Below are 18,064 nucleotides of genomic sequence, written 5' to 3'. Positions count from 1 at the left end.
CAAGAAATAGAAAGGTCAATATTTATTTTGATATTTATCAAATTAGATTTAAAACCAGTATATTAAAACATATGCTATTATACCTAAATGAAACTAACTTTCTTCTCAGACACTCATAATCGCCACGGCGAAGTTCCCTTCGAATCAGGGGATATCCTTTTTCACACAGGAGACTTCACACGCCGTGGCTCGCTGGAAGATACGAGAGCATTTGCAGAATTTGTAGCAGGCCTTGACTTCAAACACAAGATCGTCATCGCTGGCAACCACGACTTCTGCTTTGATGATGAAAGAAAGGAAGAGGCCGAAGCAATCTTAAAAGACAACGACATCATCTACTTAAATGATTCAGGAATTGAAATTGAAGGATTTAAAATCTGGGGCTCACCGATTCAGCCGTGGTTTCATGACTGGGCATTTAACAGGCACCGAGGTCCTGAGATTCAAAAACATTGGGACTTAATCCCAAATGATACTGATATCCTCCTCACCCACGGGCCACCTCGCGCCGTGATGGACTTATGTGCAAATGGCGAACGTGTCGGATGCACAGACCTGCTCAAAACTATCCAACGAGTTCAGCCTCGCGTGCATGCCTTTGGCCATATCCACGAAGGTTACGGCACTGATATTTTTGGTGGAATCATATTTGTAAACTCTTGTAGCTTGGATGAGAGTTACAAGTACAACAATCCGCCGATTACGTTGGAGTTAAGCTAACAAGAGATGCTAAAGAATTTCTTTTACGCGTCCAACCTCTCCGCTTTCAAGACGAACCTTGATCCCATGCGGATGATAATCTGACTTCGTTAAAATATCTTTTACGATACCTTCAGTAAGGTTTCCTGTTCGTTGATCTTTTTTAAGTACTATGCGGACTCGCTCGCCTATTTCGATATGGTCTCTTACGTTGCCTTCCACTTTATTCCTTTTATAGTCTTACCTTAGCTTCCTTAAAAGTGATTTTAACAGGTTGTACACATAAAAACCTTAATTTATTGGAAAAGTTATTAAGTGTTAGCTTTCTAACGGCCTATAAAAATTCTTCAAAATGAATGAAACTAATCATAAAAGTAGGGATAATCAATACAAATATTTGTCATTAAACATTACATAGATGATAGGAGAATATAATGAGAATGTTATTAGTTACACTTCTTGTCCTTGGAAACTTTTTAAGCTTTGCTGGTGAGTTTACTCCAATGTCTACGTATGACGTTTGTGACTCTCAAGATAGCTCTTGGACAAGTCAATCTAGTGACGGTTATGAAAAGTGCATGGAGATCGTAGATGTTGGATTCTTTGATCGAAATGCTGTGGCAGTATGTTATGCCATTTCTGAAAGTTGGAGCTCTCAAATTGGAGAAGCTAATGATTGCCTTTCATTTATAAAAAATAAAGAATTTGAAAATTCAAGACAGCTTGAATCTTGTTACAAGAAGGTCAGCTGGTCATCTAGAGCAGGTAGTGCCTTAAAATGCTTAAAAGAAAGTAAATATATAAACCTGTAAGCTTGAAGGTTCCTAAAATGTAAATGGTTCCTGGAACCTTTTCGGGATGCGTCCCAGCATCCTAGTTCTCCGACGCAATCTCGCGATTCGTCTTACACCAATCCACCTTCTTCTTCGTGCCGCCATCATAAGCATAGGCAAGGCCATTTTTAAGAAGATAGTATGACAGGGACTGGCCATCGATTTTCACATCGGCCACCACGCGAAAGTACTTACCTCTTTGCACATTCTCTAGATCAATGCGCTTGGCGTGCTTTAAAAGATTCGTCACAATCTTCTTCGCATCTCGCCCCTTGCTCTTCTCGCACGCATTCTTCGTTCGAATCTCCGGCGTATCCACCCCACTCACTCGCACATTGATTCGACTTCCAATCAGCGGATGCACATTTGGAATATCAAACGTCACCGTGTCCGCGTCGTAATTCTTCACATACTTTACGCAGCGGAAGTTATTGGCGTCGTGGGTGCAGTCTGATGCTGCAAACGTTACGAATTGAATAAATGATATAAGAATTGCGATATTTATGTATTTCATACATAGTGTATCGGTTAAACTTGTGAGTTTGTTTAACCAATACGAAGAATGGTGGAGGTGGTGGGCTCGATGCAAGCTATTAATTTTGCTACAACCCAGTTTAATAAAATTACAAAATATTACTTACTAGATACCTGGCCGTATATTAGAAAGGGAATTAACCAATCTCGAATTTCATTCAATCGAAAAATCTCTCTTTCTAAGCTTCTAATCGTTGCAAGCTTGGGAGAAACAATCTCATTGAAGCTCGATTGAACCTTTAAGTCAGGAGTAAGAAATTTTAACTTCTTTAACACATCTTGTCTTATTCCAGCGACAGTACTACCACTTAGATTAGATTGAATTTGTGAGAAAGTGTGTCCAAAACGTAACTGACAATACATATACGTCGACATAACTTTCTTTTTGTTTGCTCTAATAGCAAAAACTCTTTGACTCATACAATACTTATTAAAACCATGAACATAAAAGAATTCTCCAGCAGGTGCTTCTGAGGTCATAATTACATCTCCGTCACATAGCTCTTCTTTCATCCATTTTGTATACAGTTCTTTGCTTACTTTGTTTGCTTTTTCAATGTTAACTAATCGACCATCTTTAATTAGCTTTGCAGACAAAGCAAGGATACCATCGACATCATCTGTCCAATCTCCACCGAGTTTTTTAGGAGTTTTCCCTCTGTGGTCAATAATATCTGACACTACATCTTTTAACTCTTCAGTGCTCCAGCCTTTAGGTATGTCTTGATGTAAATGTTCACAAAAAACAAATTCTCCACCTTCTTTCTTGTAAAACATTTGATTTTCACTTGGAAACTCAAATTGTAAAAACCATCTTTGGAAATAGTTTTCTACTGAGTCTTCCAACTCTTCTATAATACTATTATTTATTGATATCTTTTTATCTATATTATAAAGGATTTCTCCTATTTCTTCTTGATGTTTGTACTCCAGAGGATGACGCACCATAATATTTTTAAAAGTTTTTGCAGAAATTCCAGCAACAGTAGAACCTGAATTATTTTTAAAAATCTCTTTTTGACCGAGAGCAGATTGCAAGTAATACTTTATAAATTTTGGGCAAAAATCTTTCTTTATTCGCAATCCATAGAGGCGCTGACTAAGAACTATCTTTTCATCGGAGTCCCAATACATTACTTGTCCTGAAGGCGCCTCAGAAGTTAACAATAAATCACCACACCTAACTTCACTTTTCATCCATTTTTTATAAATTTCATGATTTACATATCTAATAGTTTCAGTATTTACTAACCCGCTGAATTTTACATTGTTTGCAGAAATAGCTTTGTACCCAGATTCACCCCAATCCCCTCCAAGCTTTTTTGGAGTTTTTCCTCTATAATCAATCAACTCATCTAAAATCTCTTCAAGACTCGTTATCCCCCATTCAGTTTTCATACTTTAATTTTCCCAACTGTTTTAAAATTTCTGAATCTAGTGAATGTGACTCTCTAAACAATTCTGTTAATTTTTCAATTTTGTTTTTATTTTCGTCAAGAAATTCTTCCTCTGATATTTCCACAAAATCAACTTTAATTTTAAAGTATTGGCCTGCACTAAAAGAGTAGTCCTTTGGTTCCATATCGGAATAGTTTACGACAGCTGAAAAATCATCCTCTTCAACTTTATTATTAAAACAATTTATAATTCTATCTTCCTCTTCTTTTTTAAGTACTGTTTTTTGATTTTTCCCTTCCTTAACTTTTTCTCCTAGTTCACTCGCATCAATCAAAACCACTGAGTCAGAATTATCATTTTTATCGATAAATAAGATTGATACATTTGTACCAGTAGAGGCAAAAATATTGCTAGGCATACTTACAACACCCTTTAACATTTTTTCGTCTACAAGTTTCTTTCTTATTTTCTTCTCTATTTTACTTTGAGTAGCTATGAAGCCCGTTGGAACGACGATTGCTGCTTTACCAGAACTAGAGAGAGAGTGAATAACATGTTGAACAAATAATGGATATATTGCCATCTTATCTTTGTCTTTCTTTGGGATGTTTGGAAAGCCTGCAAAGAATCGCTCACTATTCTCTTTCGAGTCAAGTTGATGAACATATCCACTAAAGTCTAATTTAAAAGGAGGGTTTGAAACTATATAATCAAACTGTTTTAATTTTCCATTTTCACTTTTATGGTAAGGTTCTAAAATGGTATTCCCTGTAACTATGTTATGAATTGAATGAACTAGATTATTAAGAATTAAGTTTAATCTTAATAATCCAGATGATTTTTGAGAAATATCTTGAGAAAAAATAGAGCATTTATCTTCTCCTATCTCGTGAGCAAGGTTCATCAGAAGTGTACCAGAGCCAGCAGAAGGGTCATAGCACGTAACATTTGAGACTTCATCTTGAACTAAACATTTTGCCATTATTTTTGCAACAGCATGTGGTGTAAAATACTCTGCGTACTTCCCCCCACTATTAGAGTTATAGTCTTTAATTAAATATTCAAAAATTGTTGCAAAGAAATCGTACTTTTCTTCAAAGATATGTTCGAAGCTAAAATTTGTAAGTTTATTTATAACTGCTTTACAAAACTCATCTTTTTTATCAGTAACATATTTACTAATATTCTCAAAAAGAACTATTTTCTTTCCATCATTTGTAAGAACTGAAAAAATATCGCTATTGTTTTTAGCAATCTCCATCAAGGTACTATCAAACAAGTCGGAAAAGTCACTTGTATCTTGTTTTTGATATAATTTAGAAATAAGTTGTTCTGGCTTAAGAATCGCAGTGCTTTCTCCAAGTTGCATACAAAGCATTTCATAATCATCTTTAGAGAGAGAGGAAATATACGCCTCAACACTTTCTGACTCTAAAGCTTTTTCATCATTTTTTTTCACTTCATAAATGAATTTGTCATTCAAAAATTTATAGAGAAAGACCTGAGTGATAATTTTAAATTCATTACCATCATTTCCAAGACCATAATTGGCACAAACACTTTTTAAACCATCAATTAACTCTTTAGTTTGTATTTCAAATTTCTTTGTCATTCAATCCTGCCGTTATATTCATCTAAATATTCTTTAACTATCATATTATTGATAGCCCTAGACTTAGCTGCATCAAGGTCAAATCTCCCCTTGAATTGAGATATAACGAGCTTTTGAATCATACGTTGAATAAAGCCTTCATTATCCAACATACTAGAGTTTTGAAGTATTTTAGAATCAACTTCTGTTTTTAGACTATGTAGAGCCTCAAATAATTTCACCTCATCTTTGGTTAATATTTGCTTCTCCATTAGTCTTTTATGTAGTCGAGCATACTTTTCATCATTCTCATATTTTGCTCGTAGAAGTTGATTTTTTCTTTCTAACTCTTTAGCCTCGCTATAAATCTTCTCCAGCTCTTGGATGTTTTTCTCCATCTCCTCTTTAGTAACTTCATTTAAGTTTTTCTTTTTAAAGAGCCTTTCTAGCTCTTCTTTGAGGGAGACAAACTCTGGGTCTTTTTGGTCAAAATTACCAGCAAGGCCTTCACGAGTTTTTTGGAGGATATCCTTTAGCTGGTCAGCTAAAACTAATTCTTCTTCCTTAACTTTTGCGAATGTAAAGATAACATCTTCTAATGCGATGTTCAATAAATTAGTTGTATCCACGTTCTTTTCTAAGGCTTCCTTAGCGTTAATCATCGCTAAGTGATTGTTAGCTTCACGAGCCAATATTGTTAATTTTTTAAAGTCTAATTTATCCAGAAGTTCCGTGTCACCAGAGAGACGAATCAAATTATATAAACTCTTTGCGTTATTTAGAACTTTAGTAATCTTAAGCATCTCTTTTCTATCTGAGATTTGATTAATTTGTTCCGAGAAAGTTTCAGCGTTTGTTGTATCAAATTGAAAAAGAACTCTTTTAATCTCATCTATTTCTTCTTCAATTTCTTCTTGTGATTTGAAAAGGTTTGAATAGTGTTCCATTTCATCACCTAACTCTGATTGTAATTCATCAAAGTAGGCCCTATTCGTTTTATCAAATTCTCTTTTGATATCTGCAAAGTCTACAACATAACCATATCTAAAATCTTTATAAGTTCTGTTTACTCTTGTTAAGGTCTGTAAAAGGTTGTGAGATTTTACAACTCTCCCAAGATATAATTTCTTCAGCCTAGGAGCATCAAAGCCAGTTAGTAGCATATTATAGACGAAAAGAAGGTCTATTTTTCCATCTTTGAAGTCTTCAACATAACCTTCTCGTTCTTGTTTGGTTCCAATATCATGAAGAATAAGTTTCGATGTTGTGACCCTTCCATCTTTTTCATTATACTTTTCATTAAATATCTTAAACATTTCCTTAGCTTGTTCTGAAGAGTCACATACAACCATTGCTCCAATAGAATTATCATTTAATTTCACTTTCGTCATTGATAAATCTTCTACAATATATTCAAGCATTGGGGAGACATAGCTAGGATGAGAGTATACTTGTTTATTTTTAATATTTTTTTCTAAAACCCTAATCTGTTCTAAGGTTTTTTTAAGTTTTAGAACATAACCTTTCTCTATTGGCTCTCTCAATAATCTGAGTGTATATCCATCCTTAATTGAAAGATTATAATAATATTTATGAAAATACGGACCCCAAATCTTTCTTGAATTTACTTCTTTTCCGAGTAATGGCGTTCCTGTCAAAGCAATTTTAACTGAACTATTATCTGCCAACATCAAATTTGCTAAAAAACTTCCTTTTGGGTCATAACTTCGATGTGCTTCATCTAAGAAGAAAATTCTTTGAATCTTCAAGTTATAATCCTCATTTTTTACTACACTTGGATCATCTTTAAATTTGTGAATATTAACTACAGTAATCTCACTCTTGCCATCATCATTGTGAACAGCTTCATTAGATTTGATATCTTTTGCAAAATCTTCTTTACTATCAATGTTATGAACTCTCAAAGACCTCTTTCTAAACTCTTTACTTGCTTGATTTAGAAGGTCTAATCTATCAACTATAAAATAGAACTTCGGTACTATTCCTTTTTTAGAAAAGTAATCTCTTAGATATCCTACAGAATAATATGAAAGAGCTGTTTTTCCACTTCCTTGGGTATGCCAAATAATTCCTTTGTCTTCGCCCTCTTCAATCCTCTTTTCAATCTCTTTTACAGCAAACATTTGAGGATATCTCATAACATGTTTCTGTAAGCCACTCGCTTCTTTTACATATGCAATCGCATACTGAAGAATAAACGCCAATCTGTCTTTCTTAAGTAATGAAGTGCAAATTCTATTTGTGGGCTTATCTGGACTTTTATTGGTTACAAATTCTGGTGAGTTTTTAATTCCAACTAGATTTGTATCTTTCAAAACGAAGTTTTCCTCGTCATCAGTTACATTTTTCAAGACTTCTTCTAAATTAAAATTTTCCTCTTCTCTAAAATAGTTAAATGGAGGTTTTTCATAGGAGGTCGTTGAGTAAAATGCACCTTGGATAGTTTGTGGAGTTGTATCATCATACTCCATATTATTTGAAAATATCATTAACTGAGTTATATTTATGAATTTCCTAAATTTCTTATTTTGAAATCGTTTATGAATCCTCTTGTGTTCAGCAATTATCCCTTCTCTATTATTTGGTTTTTTAACTTCTATAAACACTAGGGGCAAGCCATTAACCAGAATAGTAATGTCTGGTCTAAACTCCTCATCATCTTTTTTACAAGGTAACTCAGTAACGACATTGAATTGATTCCTATCAAAGTCTTCAAAGTCTATGAGTTTAACTCCCGACTTACTTGTCAGCTTCTCATAAAACACTTTACCTAAATCTTCGTTCTCTAAGCTTAATGAAAGTTCACTATATAAACGGCTTACATCTTCATCGCTTAATTCTGGATTTAGCTCTTTAATTTTGTTGTAAAATATATCAGTAAAGATATTAGTGTCTTCATCCCACTTGCTTTTCGATAAGGATATATAGTCATAACCAAGTCTGATTAAATGTAATAACGTCGGTATCTTGACTCTAGAATCTTCATTAAATTTCATTTACCCTTCTTATTCGTAATATATAAGTAGTTTCTCAATGTATAAGAACTACCTGCTTGAACATTCTATATTTAATAAGGAATAATTGTTAAGTAATAGCATCGACTGCTATTAGTTGACACCATATAGCCAATTTTAAAAATAGAGTTAGCTATTAATCGACAACTTAGTGAAGAAAGTTGAACAAAATCAACTACTTAATAAAACAATATGTTTTGGGCCAGAAGTATCTAGAAATACGGATGAATGGTTCTTCATGTAACTAAGAAAAAGCTAAACAAATTAACGATTAAGACATTTTTTAATGAAGTAAGAAGAAAACCCTGCCACAAATTTGCCACATTTGAATGGAGTCATTAAGAGAGCTGGTCTCCGCCCATGCATCGCTGACGTTGTAACGTCGCGAATGTACAACGGTAAAGCTGAGTCATCACGAACAGCCAAAAGCCTTTCCCATACCTCCATTACCGAACCGTCGTGCATAAATGCACTCCTCTCGGCGTAGCTCAAACTTCCAAATGTTGGGGAGATAGCGGCTCGTTAAAACTCCTTAGGAGTCTTAACGCGCGAGCGCATGGTGGAGGTGGTGGGATTGCCAAGAACGGCCAAACACAGCTAATAATCGACGATTACAACAGAACACGTGTGGCAAAACTAGACCACAATCAAATAACTAACCAAAATCACATAAGGGTTTGGGCCTACTGTCTCCTTCATTATTCTAGTGTGGAGGGCAATATTCTACTTTGCCACATATCTGCCACACGAAAAACAGCATATGGCGACGGTCCTAAAAATATCTCACCAATAAAAACATTATCAGTTGAAGTATTATAGAGTTATTTTGTCAAATTTGAATTAAACCTGCCACACAGCTTGCCACATTTAAACTCATACACCTTACTGAAATATAAGAGTTATAAGCGCCTCCCCTTTTTCTTATCAGGATTCTCAAATAAATCCTTACTTTCAATTAATGCTTTAATTAGTATTTTGTTTGCATCATCTTTTAAGTATTCTGATATTTCTCCAATTCGATTATAAACGACATAGATATCATCGAAGAACTCAGCAAGCCAAGAATCTTCAATACGATAAGTTGTTTTAGATTTACCACCACTACTTGAAATAGACTTGGACAATAATTTCTCAAGAAAATAAATTAATGATTCTATATCTTGAGTTTTTTCACTTACCCATTCTTTCACATTATTGTGTTCATCAATCTTTTTCCACATAAACAAAATTTGCGGTACAAACTTATTTTTAAACAATGTATCATTCTTCATTTCTCTTCTAACTATAGAGGTTGCAATCCCCTTTAACTCATCAAAATCATCTTCCTCAAATATATAATGATCTGGATATTTTTTAACATCTCTAGTAACAATTTGATCATGAATGACATCAATAGGAAGAAAAACACCTCTAGTCGATTTTAAGCATTCTAAGAAAATACTTTTCTTTGCGTCACTAAAGTCCCTTTTAATAAAATACCAATGAATTATCCTTCGAACGTAACCAATTGAAGAGGTGTAAAAAATACCAGACATTTCATCTTCCAAATCATCCGAAATATCAAAGAGTGCAGTTATAAAGGGGATAGCATCAGCTTTTGATACAACTTCTTTATAATTATCAAATAAAACAAGAAAATTATGAACTTGTCCCTTCTGTATAAGAGAATTTAAATAGTTTAAAAACTCTTCTTTATTTTTTGTTATCGATAATACATATTCAAATTCAGACTTTGATATATCTTTATCAGATAAATAAAGCATAAAATATCTATCAAAAATCCCTGGATGTCTGACATGAAGATTTACAAAGCTATCACTTTTAATATTGTCAATTCTATTCGAGTAACACCATTCAACATTTGGAAAAAGAACACTGAATAATTTTTTTATAACATCAGGGTTATGACATTTTTCTAAATGTCCACTAACTAAGGCTTCTAAATACTTCTTTGTAGTATCGAAATGCTCATCTCTACTTTTTGTGAATACTTCTCTTTGTGTGTAAATAAACTCATATGTTTCGGGCTCATATTGTCTTAAAACTTCCATTCCTATTAAATCAACAAAATTAATCTCAGAAGTTTTCTTTGTTTTTAATAAGCCAAGTTGGAAAGTAAAAGTTGATATAAATCGATTAACATCCCTAAGGTTTTTAAAATAATAATCAATTCCCTCTTGAAAAATATTATTCCAACGATCCTCTTCAAACTGGTGATTAATAGAATCTTCATCTATTAACTCATCCAGTTTTTGAAATAAGACTGAATATACAGTACTTTTAGATACTTTTGGTAAACTAAAGCCAACCTGAACAATTTTTTTTAAATAATCAAACCCTCTGTAGACATCCTTTTCATCTAAACTCTTCTCCACAATATCTCGTTGAAATAGAGCCAAATATACAATATTCGGAAAGTCAGCATTTGCCTTTACTAGCTTAAAGAGTTCACGAATTTCAGTCTTAGTCAGTCTGTCAATATCATCCAATACAACCACAATAGTGGATTTCATCTCTTTTAGATCACCTTTTATTTCTTCCTTTAAAGTATCAAGAGACATATTCTTTCTATATCCAAACTTAATATTAAGATAAGTAGCTTTCGTACTAACTAATAAAAAAAGAAAATCTAATAATAAGTAAAAAACTAGGAAACTAGATGAAACATAAAATACTTCCTTATTGTAGCTCTCTAATATATTTGTTGAAACTAATCCAACGGTTCCTAATGTTGCGAAAGCCCCTTTTAATAATTTTTTAAATTTTTCTAAAAAGTTTGTCCCCAGTTTTAAATATTCAACGTATCCATCAAATTTTTCGGCAAGCTCTTGCCCCTTACTATCTTTACTGTTTTTAAAGCAATTACCTAACTCTTTAAAAAATCCATTTGTTATTTTCTCAGAGTCGCCCCATTGCCATGGATTAAATTCTAAAATGGTTACATCTTTGGAGCTTTCTTCGCTTGTGAAGTATTCTTTAACCATATTTTTTACAGACGATTTTCCTTCACCCCATTCTCCATAAATTGCAAGAACAAGACTATCTTCTTCATTCCAACTGGCAATTGACTTGGACAATTCGATTGAAAACTTTGATCTATTTAACAGGTCATCATTTTTACTAACTATTGGTTGATCTGAGGCAAATATATGCTTTGTTTTTTTATCCATTTATACACCAAATAATCCCTAAACCCTCAAAGAGAAATTAAAATAACATAAATTAATTTGAGAGACTCATCGACCGATAAACAAAAAAACATGAAAAGATTCACTTTAAATACATATTAACAGTAGGTTACATCCTACATAATTTTGATATTTTAACAATGGAGTGCTAACTAGAAGAATGAATACAAACAAGATATTTCAAGACTTCATCAATAAAAATGGAAATCTATACATTCCACCAAACTCTATTAGAAACCTATTTAGCGACGGCTTCACTCAAGAAGAAGTAGACACACTTATTAACTCTCAAGAATTATACGACTACCTTCAAACATTTCTCCCAAATCTAAAGAAACTAGAGGAATACGAAGAAAAAATTGAAAGGCTAATTGGTAAAGACAAAAAGTTCTCAGAGAACGTTCAAAGATATTTTAGGTCATCTATATTCTTACTATACAGCAACAAGTTATATTCAAAACAAAAGTTTCGTAGACCAATGATGAAGAATCCTTCGACAAGAGATATGAAAGAGTATCTATCGCAAGATGCGGTAGAACGAATGAGAGCTGTAAATATTGAAGAAGCTATTATCGAACAGCTTATTTCAGGCACACCTACAGGCTATGACTATGATGGAATCAAAGATGGTGTAGAGCAATCACATTTCTATTTAATCAATTATAAGCACAAACACGTATTCGAATATAGATTCTATTTGTTTTTAAAAGACCGATTCAAAGAGCAATATAGAAACTATTGGGCGACTTATATTGATTATATGGCCATTACACATGAATACTTCTTTGACCAATTATTCCAAAAAAAGCTCGAGTGGAGCTACGATAATAAAGCAAATTTAGAAAATAAGCTTAATCACTACAAAAAAACCTGCATCAAGCAACTTACCGAAATTATTAAAGAAAGGGCCACAGGAATCGTGTAAAAAAACTCTTACACGTTTCTCCCGTTATAGAACAATTAATTAAGTCATACCTTTATAAACGAGCCAACAATGACGTTGGCCACGATATAAAGGAGGACTTAAATGTCACAATTACAAGTAAAAGCGTTATTAAGTATCGAAGAAGCATCTAGCTTCCTCTCAGTCAAAGTCTCACGACTTCGTACAGCGGTATTTCGAAAAGAGATTCCATTCGTAAAGATCGGTCGTCTTGTACGTTTCAAACAAGAAGAGCTTATCAAGTGGATTGACTCGAAAACTATCAAAGCAGAAGAAGAGGATTCGTCATGGCTTTGGTAAGAAATTTCACGCAAATCCCAAATGAGATTTTTCAGAGTCAGAATCTAAGCGCTAAGGCCATGGGCCTTTATGCTTACCTTAAGTTTCGTTCTTACTCAGGCAATGCGAGAAGGTCATTTCCGAGTCAGAAAAAGATCATGAAAGACTTAAAGATTGGTACACACAGGACTCTAAGAAATCTAATTAGAGAACTTGTAGTTAATGGTTTTCTAGAATGGAAAAAAGGCTCAATTTATACAGGAAATAGCGACTATAAGCTCTTAGTACCTAACATTCCGAACATAGATAGTGGCTAAAATGACTACTATATAGTGTTCAAAATGATGCCTATATAAATATAAGATAATAAATATAGTGCTCATTTTGAACATTCCTAAAAAACTAAAACATAAAGATTAATATTTATTTAAAAAGGAATTTAAAAAATGAAAAGATTAAAAAAGATATCTGTTTCAGATATAAGATTTTCGCTAGACGAAGCAGTATTAAAACCAAAAGAACAAATAAAGAGACATAGTCTCGATCAAATTAAAATAAAAGAATTAAAAGAAGATTTTAAAACGAAGTACAATTTCTTAAAAGCTCACAAAGGTTTTCAAAGAGGACACACTCATGTCTTCTTAGGAAGAACAAATAAAGGCAAGTCAGCTCTTGTACAGTCTCTAGCTTGCGAGAATATCGTCAATGGTTACAAAACCCTACTCTTTCTTTCAGAAGGCGAGAAAGGCGATGTAAAACGTCGATTCGATACAATGTTATCTCTTAAGTATAAATCTATTGAAGAACGTAATCACATCATGCGTAGGCTTATTCTTATAGATGAATCCGACTTAGATCAAGCGACTATTTATGACCCACAATCATGGGTAGCTTCTCTATTTAAGTTTGTGAAAGAGTATGAGATTGATTTAGCTTATATTGATAATTTCTCAACTTGCTCTTTTGGTGATTCTTCCCCCGAAATTCAAGCGAATTTTATGAAGACACTTTGTGCTACAACACAAAGATATCAGATTGCACTAATTGGAGTTGTCCATCAGGCCAAGTCCGTTGCACCTGATAAAGAACTCACAATTGAAGATATACGTGCAAATTCAGCTTTTATGAACTCTCCTTCATTCGTGTATGCCTTGAATAACTTTTGTCATTTTGAAGATCAATCTAAGCGTGTCTTATCAATTCTAAAATCACGTCTCGATGGCGATATCATCGGTAACTACTATGATTTGAGCTACAAAAAGTACAAAAATGAAGGTTTTTATGTAAAAGATCAGCAAATAGATAACAAAATCGCTAAAGAGCTGTTTTTTCGCAACAAATCGCAACGTTTTTCTACAAAAAGCTTCCAAAAGAGTTGGTAAAAAGTATGAAAGGCCTTTTCTTATTTTCTATATTTGGTATAAGTCTAGTGCTCTTTCACATTCGAATAATGAGGACGACAGTAGGCCACAAATCCTTTTTTCAAAAAAGGAGCAAAAATGGCTAAATTAGACGAGGACAAAAAAGGTACTAAAACGAACAAAAAGTGTTCGAAAATGAGCGAAAACGCTCAAAAACAAAAAAAGTACCGAGTTGATATTCGTATGCCTCACGGCAAGCGTATATCAAAAGTTTTTTACCGAAAGTACGATGCTGATCAATTCCGAGCAAAGATGCTCGTAGAAAGGCAACGTATTATCGACACAGGTGTAAACATAGACGGCGAAATCACGTTTAAAAAGTTTGCAGAAATGTGGCTTAGAGAACACGTCATAGGACGAAAAGCAGAGAAAACGATTCGTGGATATAAGTCGAATTTTAAAATGTATATCCTTCCTGTTCTTGGTGAAGTGAAATTAAAACACATCAACTATCACCATGCTAAGAAACTTGAGAGCTACGTTCTCAAGCAAGGCAAAAAGAATAGAACAGTTAATAAAGTGATGATGGTTTTAAAAACTGTTATCAATGAAGCGGTTAAACTTGATTACTTAGTTCGAAGCCCTATTCGTGGCTTTAAGGAATTAAAGGAAGACCCTTCACAACTTGAATACTGGTCTAAGGAAGAGATACAACAATTCATCGACAAGAATCAAAATAATCCTTTGCTCGACTTTTATCAGATGACTCTTAACACAGGACTAAGACTTGGCGAGATTTGTGGTTTATGTTGGGATAGAGTTGACTTCAATGGTGGCTTCATAAGCATCAATCGCTCTCTAACAAGAGAGGGCCTTAGAAACACGACAAAGACCCATAAAGGCCGATACATTCCAATGAATGATAAGGTAAGGGCCATACTCGAAAATCGTCTTAAAACACGAAATTCGCAGTTCGTTTTTTCTACACCTAATGGCGAACCTCTACCCTACAGCCATATTAACCAAAGACACTTTAAAAAAGCACAACGAGTTGCGGGCCTTTCAAAAATAATTCGCTTTCACGATCTAAGGCATACATTTGCGAGTCACTTTATGATGAATGGAGGAAACCTCTATACGTTGCAGAAATTATTAGGGCACTCCGACATCAAGACGACAATGATCTATGCTCACTTAGACAAAGATTTTATGATTGAAGCCGCTAACGTTGTTTCATTTTGATTTTTTATTAAACTCCTTTTCTTTATAGTCCGATATATCAGGAAAAGGAGTTTGTATAATGTCAAATTTGATAACCTTAGCAAATTTAAAATCGTTGCTAGAGTACCTTAATTTTATAACGGCTATTTTTGCATCTGGTATAGTAATATATTTATTTTTTACAAAAAAAGAGCAATTTACAAATTTGTATAATGTTCTTAAAAACTATACCCAGCAAGTGGCACTCAGTGATCTAAGAGCAAAGCTACACTCTTTAGAAAGATTTAAAATAGATGAAGACAATAAAGTTAAAACCAATAGAAACGAAATAATAAACTTAATGAGTGAAATATCAGGCCAGTTAAAAGGTAACCCCTTATTAAGGACAAAATGCGCTGACCTCATTGCACAACTTGATAGTCATATTAATAATCCCAACTCTCTAACAGAACCACAAAAGAGAGTGATTGGACATGAGTTATTTGAGGTAATTAGACATCTTAGTCTCAGTACAGTAAATGGATTAGATAGAACAGAGGTAGATAGAAATGGATAAAATTATAAAAGTAATTAATAAGATGATTGATAAAAAAGACTTAATTAAAGATGCACGTGAAGGCTCTGGTTACTCGGATAATGAGATTTTCTTCAAGTACAAACAATATGTCTGGGGCATATCATATATAACTTCAACTAACTATTCTTTGTTTTACTATCCTGATCAGTCTGACGTGAAATATCTTGTTGATGCTATGAAATACGAACAGACCGACATAAAATTTGTAACTCACTCTACTTCATCGTACGACTCACCTGAAGCTATTCAATCATTTAAAGAGCTCTACTCTACTGTTAAGTCAAAACTATATAACATGGACGAGACTCTAGATGACATATTAAATGACGAGTAAACCCTGCCACACCGTTGCCACACGACAAGGCAACCACCACGAAAAGCTGAATAATATTAAATAGTTAGAAGATCGTGGTGGAGGTGGTGGGAATCGAACCCACGTCCGAAATAGCGTCTTGATAGCGGCCTACGTGTGTAGTCTTCATTTATCGTCGGAAGACAAGACTGTCCGTGATACGTGACCTCGGCAAACCCCGGTGAGTGATTAACGAGATGCCCCGGCAGGCTCGAAACCTAGTTAACCAGCAGATTCAACTGGATTGCTACATTCTGTTTCTTGGCAGTAGCGCCTCACAAGACTATTCCTAATTAATTAGGCAGCCATTGGCATTGCATAATCGTCTGCAATTAACGGTGGACTCCTTTTTACCAGGACCGTGGAGACCAACCTGGACACGCCCGGATACCTGTCAACCATCCCGTCGAAACCAGGGCACCCCCATTAGATTTTGACTTGCGGATATTTGGAACAAATATACGTAAGCGGCAGTATAGCACAGCATTTCAAAAGTGGAAAGAAAACGGTTCATAGTTTGCGCAACGCTTCCGCGATTAGATTCACTTAGTGATTAACCACCGCCAAAATCACTTCAAGCGCCTCAACCTGATCACTGAGCCCCATGGTCTCAAAGCTTGGAAGATGAACGAAGCCGGCCTTGGCGCGCATCTTCTTTTCTTCGATAATGTGGCGAATGCCATAGAAGACGTGATTGCACACGAAGCGTCCGCAGTCGCGAGAGATGGCCACGGGAATTTGGGCCGCAAGAAGGGCGTCTTCAATCTCCCCTATAGGAAGAGTGGAATCATAAGTTGCGGCTGCTCCCTCAAAGATCACTTCGTTTACCGGGCAATTGCCTTCGTTATCTGCGATGCTTGCATCGTTAAGGTTGTGGGCCAGAACTTCGAGGTTTATTTCGCGGGCCTTTTCGTTAAGGCCAAAGCAGATGATATAGTCGGGATTTAAAAAGAAGGCCTCCTTCTTTAAGATGGCCAAGCTCTTTTCAAAAACTGTTGGAAGAATTAATTTGTGAACCTCAAGGTGTGAGAAATTGGCCGTGGTTGCTTGAACCACTTCGCCGCTTGGATTAATGAGATTATTTCCAAAGGCATCAAAGCCTGTGATTAAAACTTTCTTTGCTCTCATATCATAAATCTCAGTATGCCACGTATTCTAACTTAAATCCCCACGCCTCTTCGTCAATATTTGTGCGTGGATAGATTGAGTTATTCTTTTCACTATACGAAGTCTCACAACGTCCCTCACTCACCTCATCCATCGTCAGGAAGTTTGTGCGAATGACACTTCCATCCTTTGTCGATATAGCAAGTTCAGCTGCGCCGTAATGAAAGACTATTTCAGAATCTTTATAATTAATCTCAAGAAGGTTTTGCGTCACATACTTTTTGCCAAGTACCTTCACATCGGTGCGATAAATCATGTACTGATCCATCACAAAGAAATTATCACCTGATAAGATCATCTTACGAAATGAATCTTCCTCAGTTGTATAAGCGCCACTGCACTTATAAAGCGTGTTGATTTCAAATTTCCCACCAAGGTTTTTTAGCACGACTTTGCCTTCTCGATTTCGAGTCATGGTATGCCCAAGAAAGAGATAGGCCATGCAATCACCATCAGTAGAGATCGCTCCAGTATAACTTGTCGTTAGACCTCCAGGATGGCGTGACTTTAGAAGATCAGCAGATAGACTGCAATTATAAACCTCATCCTTCATTTGATAGTCTTGATAGCACACATCCACTTGATGCTTTAGGGCCTTTAGGTAGTTAAGCTTCTGGCCAACTCTTGTGCGAAACTTGGCCTGGCCTTCGGCGTCTTCGGGATAAAATGTCTTTTGAAGCTCGGCCTTAAGATCACTTTTGTAAGTGTCTGCGATGACCTCAAGATTTGAGCAGTTATTTGCGTAAGAGCTAAGACTTAAAATTGCGATTAGGATTAGTTTTTTCATAGGAATATCCTCCCAAATTCTGGTCCCATCGCCTAATAAAAACTTATGACATCTAATGACATATCAAGTACTTACCCTATCAATATATTCGAACAGATT

At 34.8% G+C, this 18,064-nt stretch carries 17 protein-coding genes and 1 other RNA gene; 9 read left to right on the top strand and 9 right to left on the bottom strand.

The annotated features are described in order from the left end of the window. Positions 1–87: 87 nt before the first annotated feature. Positions 88–720, top strand: a complete 633-nt coding sequence (locus ACMAWV_RS12875) for a metallophosphoesterase family protein (RefSeq protein WP_412470253.1) — start codon at positions 88–90, stop codon at positions 718–720. 9 nt (positions 721–729) lie between these two features. Here ACMAWV_RS12875 and ACMAWV_RS12870 read toward each other — a convergent pair whose 3' ends face one another. Continuing rightward, positions 730–921, bottom strand: coding sequence for a YwbE family protein (locus ACMAWV_RS12870; RefSeq protein ID WP_392859120.1), 192 nt, complete (start codon positions 919–921; stop codon positions 730–732). Between the two features lie 212 nt (positions 922–1,133). On the opposite strand from ACMAWV_RS12870, the gene ACMAWV_RS12865 reads away from it, so the two are divergent. Continuing rightward, positions 1,134–1,511 carry a hypothetical protein gene (locus ACMAWV_RS12865; protein ID WP_392992983.1) on the top strand — a complete coding sequence of 126 codons (378 nt, stop codon included), beginning with the start codon at positions 1,134–1,136 and terminating at the stop codon, positions 1,509–1,511. Between the two features lie 61 nt (positions 1,512–1,572). On the opposite strand, the gene ACMAWV_RS12860 is transcribed toward ACMAWV_RS12865, so the two are convergent. The 5 genes from ACMAWV_RS12860 to ACMAWV_RS12840 form a co-directional block, all read right to left on the bottom strand. Further along, positions 1,573–2,046, bottom strand: a complete 474-nt coding sequence (locus ACMAWV_RS12860) for a thermonuclease family protein (protein WP_412470254.1) — start codon at positions 2,044–2,046, stop codon at positions 1,573–1,575. A gap of 119 nt (positions 2,047–2,165) precedes the next feature. Further along, a complete protein-coding gene (locus ACMAWV_RS12855) occupies positions 2,166–3,464 on the bottom strand; it encodes a restriction endonuclease subunit S (RefSeq protein ID WP_412470255.1) in 1,299 nt (432 codons plus the stop codon). Beyond that, positions 3,454–5,076 (bottom strand): class I SAM-dependent DNA methyltransferase, encoded by a 1,623-nt coding sequence (locus ACMAWV_RS12850; protein WP_412470256.1) that lies wholly within the window; start codon positions 5,074–5,076, stop codon positions 3,454–3,456. The genes ACMAWV_RS12855 and ACMAWV_RS12850 overlap by 11 nt, the downstream gene beginning before the upstream one ends. Beyond that, positions 5,073–8,072, bottom strand: coding sequence for a type I restriction endonuclease subunit R (locus ACMAWV_RS12845; protein ID WP_412470257.1), 3,000 nt, complete (start codon positions 8,070–8,072; stop codon positions 5,073–5,075). The genes ACMAWV_RS12850 and ACMAWV_RS12845 overlap by 4 nt, the downstream gene beginning before the upstream one ends. A 917-nt stretch (positions 8,073–8,989) precedes the next feature. Next, the gene (locus tag ACMAWV_RS12840) at positions 8,990–11,260 is read right to left on the bottom strand and encodes a P-loop NTPase fold protein (RefSeq protein ID WP_412470258.1); all 2,271 of its coding nucleotides are present in this window, start codon (positions 11,258–11,260) and stop codon (positions 8,990–8,992) included. 178 nt (positions 11,261–11,438) lie between these two features. Here ACMAWV_RS12840 and ACMAWV_RS12835 point away from each other — a divergent pair, with 178 nt between their 5' ends. The 7 genes from ACMAWV_RS12835 to ACMAWV_RS12805 all read left to right on the top strand — a co-directional run bounded on the left by ACMAWV_RS12835 (position 11,439) and on the right by ACMAWV_RS12805 (position 15,993). Next, positions 11,439–12,203, top strand: a complete 765-nt coding sequence (locus ACMAWV_RS12835) for a hypothetical protein (RefSeq protein WP_412470259.1) — start codon at positions 11,439–11,441, stop codon at positions 12,201–12,203. A gap of 102 nt (positions 12,204–12,305) precedes the next feature. Further along, complete coding sequence (locus ACMAWV_RS12830; protein ID WP_412470260.1) at positions 12,306–12,521, top strand: helix-turn-helix domain-containing protein; 216 nt, start codon at positions 12,306–12,308, stop codon at positions 12,519–12,521. Beyond that, positions 12,509–12,817, top strand: a complete 309-nt coding sequence (locus ACMAWV_RS12825; RefSeq protein ID WP_412470261.1) for a helix-turn-helix domain-containing protein — start codon at positions 12,509–12,511, stop codon at positions 12,815–12,817. The genes ACMAWV_RS12830 and ACMAWV_RS12825 overlap by 13 nt, the downstream gene beginning before the upstream one ends. A 129-nt stretch (positions 12,818–12,946) precedes the next feature. Then, the gene (locus tag ACMAWV_RS12820) at positions 12,947–13,882 is read left to right on the top strand and encodes an ATPase domain-containing protein (protein WP_412470262.1); all 936 of its coding nucleotides are present in this window, start codon (positions 12,947–12,949) and stop codon (positions 13,880–13,882) included. Positions 13,883–13,999: 117 nt separating this feature from the next. Next, on the top strand, positions 14,000–15,103 hold the full coding sequence (locus tag ACMAWV_RS12815) for a tyrosine-type recombinase/integrase (RefSeq protein WP_412470263.1): 1,104 nt from the start codon (positions 14,000–14,002) through the stop codon (positions 15,101–15,103). A 58-nt stretch (positions 15,104–15,161) separates the two neighbouring features. Then, positions 15,162–15,638, top strand: coding sequence for a hypothetical protein (locus ACMAWV_RS12810; protein WP_412470264.1), 477 nt, complete (start codon positions 15,162–15,164; stop codon positions 15,636–15,638). Beyond that, on the top strand, positions 15,631–15,993 hold the full coding sequence (locus tag ACMAWV_RS12805; RefSeq protein WP_412470265.1) for a hypothetical protein: 363 nt from the start codon (positions 15,631–15,633) through the stop codon (positions 15,991–15,993). The genes ACMAWV_RS12810 and ACMAWV_RS12805 overlap by 8 nt, the downstream gene beginning before the upstream one ends. A gap of 75 nt (positions 15,994–16,068) precedes the next feature. On the opposite strand, the gene ssrA is transcribed toward ACMAWV_RS12805, so the two are convergent. From ssrA to ACMAWV_RS12790, 3 genes are all read right to left on the bottom strand, one after another. Further along, positions 16,069–16,436, bottom strand: a transfer-messenger RNA (tmRNA) gene (ssrA, locus tag ACMAWV_RS12800). A 121-nt stretch (positions 16,437–16,557) separates the two neighbouring features. After that, complete coding sequence (locus ACMAWV_RS12795) at positions 16,558–17,139, bottom strand: hypothetical protein (protein WP_412470266.1); 582 nt, start codon at positions 17,137–17,139, stop codon at positions 16,558–16,560. A 10-nt stretch (positions 17,140–17,149) separates the two neighbouring features. Continuing rightward, positions 17,150–17,965: a hypothetical protein gene (locus tag ACMAWV_RS12790; protein WP_412470267.1), complete on the bottom strand. Its 816-nt coding sequence runs from the start codon at positions 17,963–17,965 to the stop codon at positions 17,150–17,152. Between the last annotated feature and the right edge of the window lie 99 nt (positions 17,966–18,064).

Origin of the sequence: Halobacteriovorax sp. RT-1-1 (assembly GCF_047085455.1) — a bacterium.
Classification (GTDB): Bacteria; Bdellovibrionota; Bacteriovoracia; order Bacteriovoracales; family Bacteriovoracaceae; genus Halobacteriovorax_A.
Note: the sequence above shows the minus strand (reverse complement) of the source record. Positions and strands in the feature narration are given on the sequence as shown.

Coding starts and splice junctions, on each gene's coding strand:
- ACMAWV_RS12875 (WP_412470253.1), top strand. CDS start 88: ATGAAACTAACTTTCTTCTCAGACACTCATAATCGCCACGGCGAAGTT.
- ACMAWV_RS12865 (WP_392992983.1), top strand. CDS start 1,134: ATGAGAATGTTATTAGTTACACTTCTTGTCCTTGGAAACTTTTTAAGC.
- ACMAWV_RS12860 (WP_412470254.1), bottom strand. CDS start 2,046: ATGAAATACATAAATATCGCAATTCTTATATCATTTATTCAATTCGTA.
- ACMAWV_RS12855 (WP_412470255.1), bottom strand. CDS start 3,464: ATGAAAACTGAATGGGGGATAACGAGTCTTGAAGAGATTTTAGATGAG.
- ACMAWV_RS12850 (WP_412470256.1), bottom strand. CDS start 5,076: ATGACAAAGAAATTTGAAATACAAACTAAAGAGTTAATTGATGGTTTA.
- ACMAWV_RS12845 (WP_412470257.1), bottom strand. CDS start 8,072: ATGAAATTTAATGAAGATTCTAGAGTCAAGATACCGACGTTATTACAT.
- ACMAWV_RS12840 (WP_412470258.1), bottom strand. CDS start 11,260: ATGGATAAAAAAACAAAGCATATATTTGCCTCAGATCAACCAATAGTT.
- ACMAWV_RS12835 (WP_412470259.1), top strand. CDS start 11,439: ATGAATACAAACAAGATATTTCAAGACTTCATCAATAAAAATGGAAAT.
- ACMAWV_RS12830 (WP_412470260.1), top strand. CDS start 12,306: ATGTCACAATTACAAGTAAAAGCGTTATTAAGTATCGAAGAAGCATCT.
- ACMAWV_RS12825 (WP_412470261.1), top strand. CDS start 12,509: ATGGCTTTGGTAAGAAATTTCACGCAAATCCCAAATGAGATTTTTCAG.
- ACMAWV_RS12820 (WP_412470262.1), top strand. CDS start 12,947: ATGAAAAGATTAAAAAAGATATCTGTTTCAGATATAAGATTTTCGCTA.
- ACMAWV_RS12815 (WP_412470263.1), top strand. CDS start 14,000: ATGGCTAAATTAGACGAGGACAAAAAAGGTACTAAAACGAACAAAAAG.
- ACMAWV_RS12810 (WP_412470264.1), top strand. CDS start 15,162: ATGTCAAATTTGATAACCTTAGCAAATTTAAAATCGTTGCTAGAGTAC.
- ACMAWV_RS12805 (WP_412470265.1), top strand. CDS start 15,631: ATGGATAAAATTATAAAAGTAATTAATAAGATGATTGATAAAAAAGAC.
- ACMAWV_RS12795 (WP_412470266.1), bottom strand. CDS start 17,139: ATGAGAGCAAAGAAAGTTTTAATCACAGGCTTTGATGCCTTTGGAAAT.
- ACMAWV_RS12790 (WP_412470267.1), bottom strand. CDS start 17,965: ATGAAAAAACTAATCCTAATCGCAATTTTAAGTCTTAGCTCTTACGCA.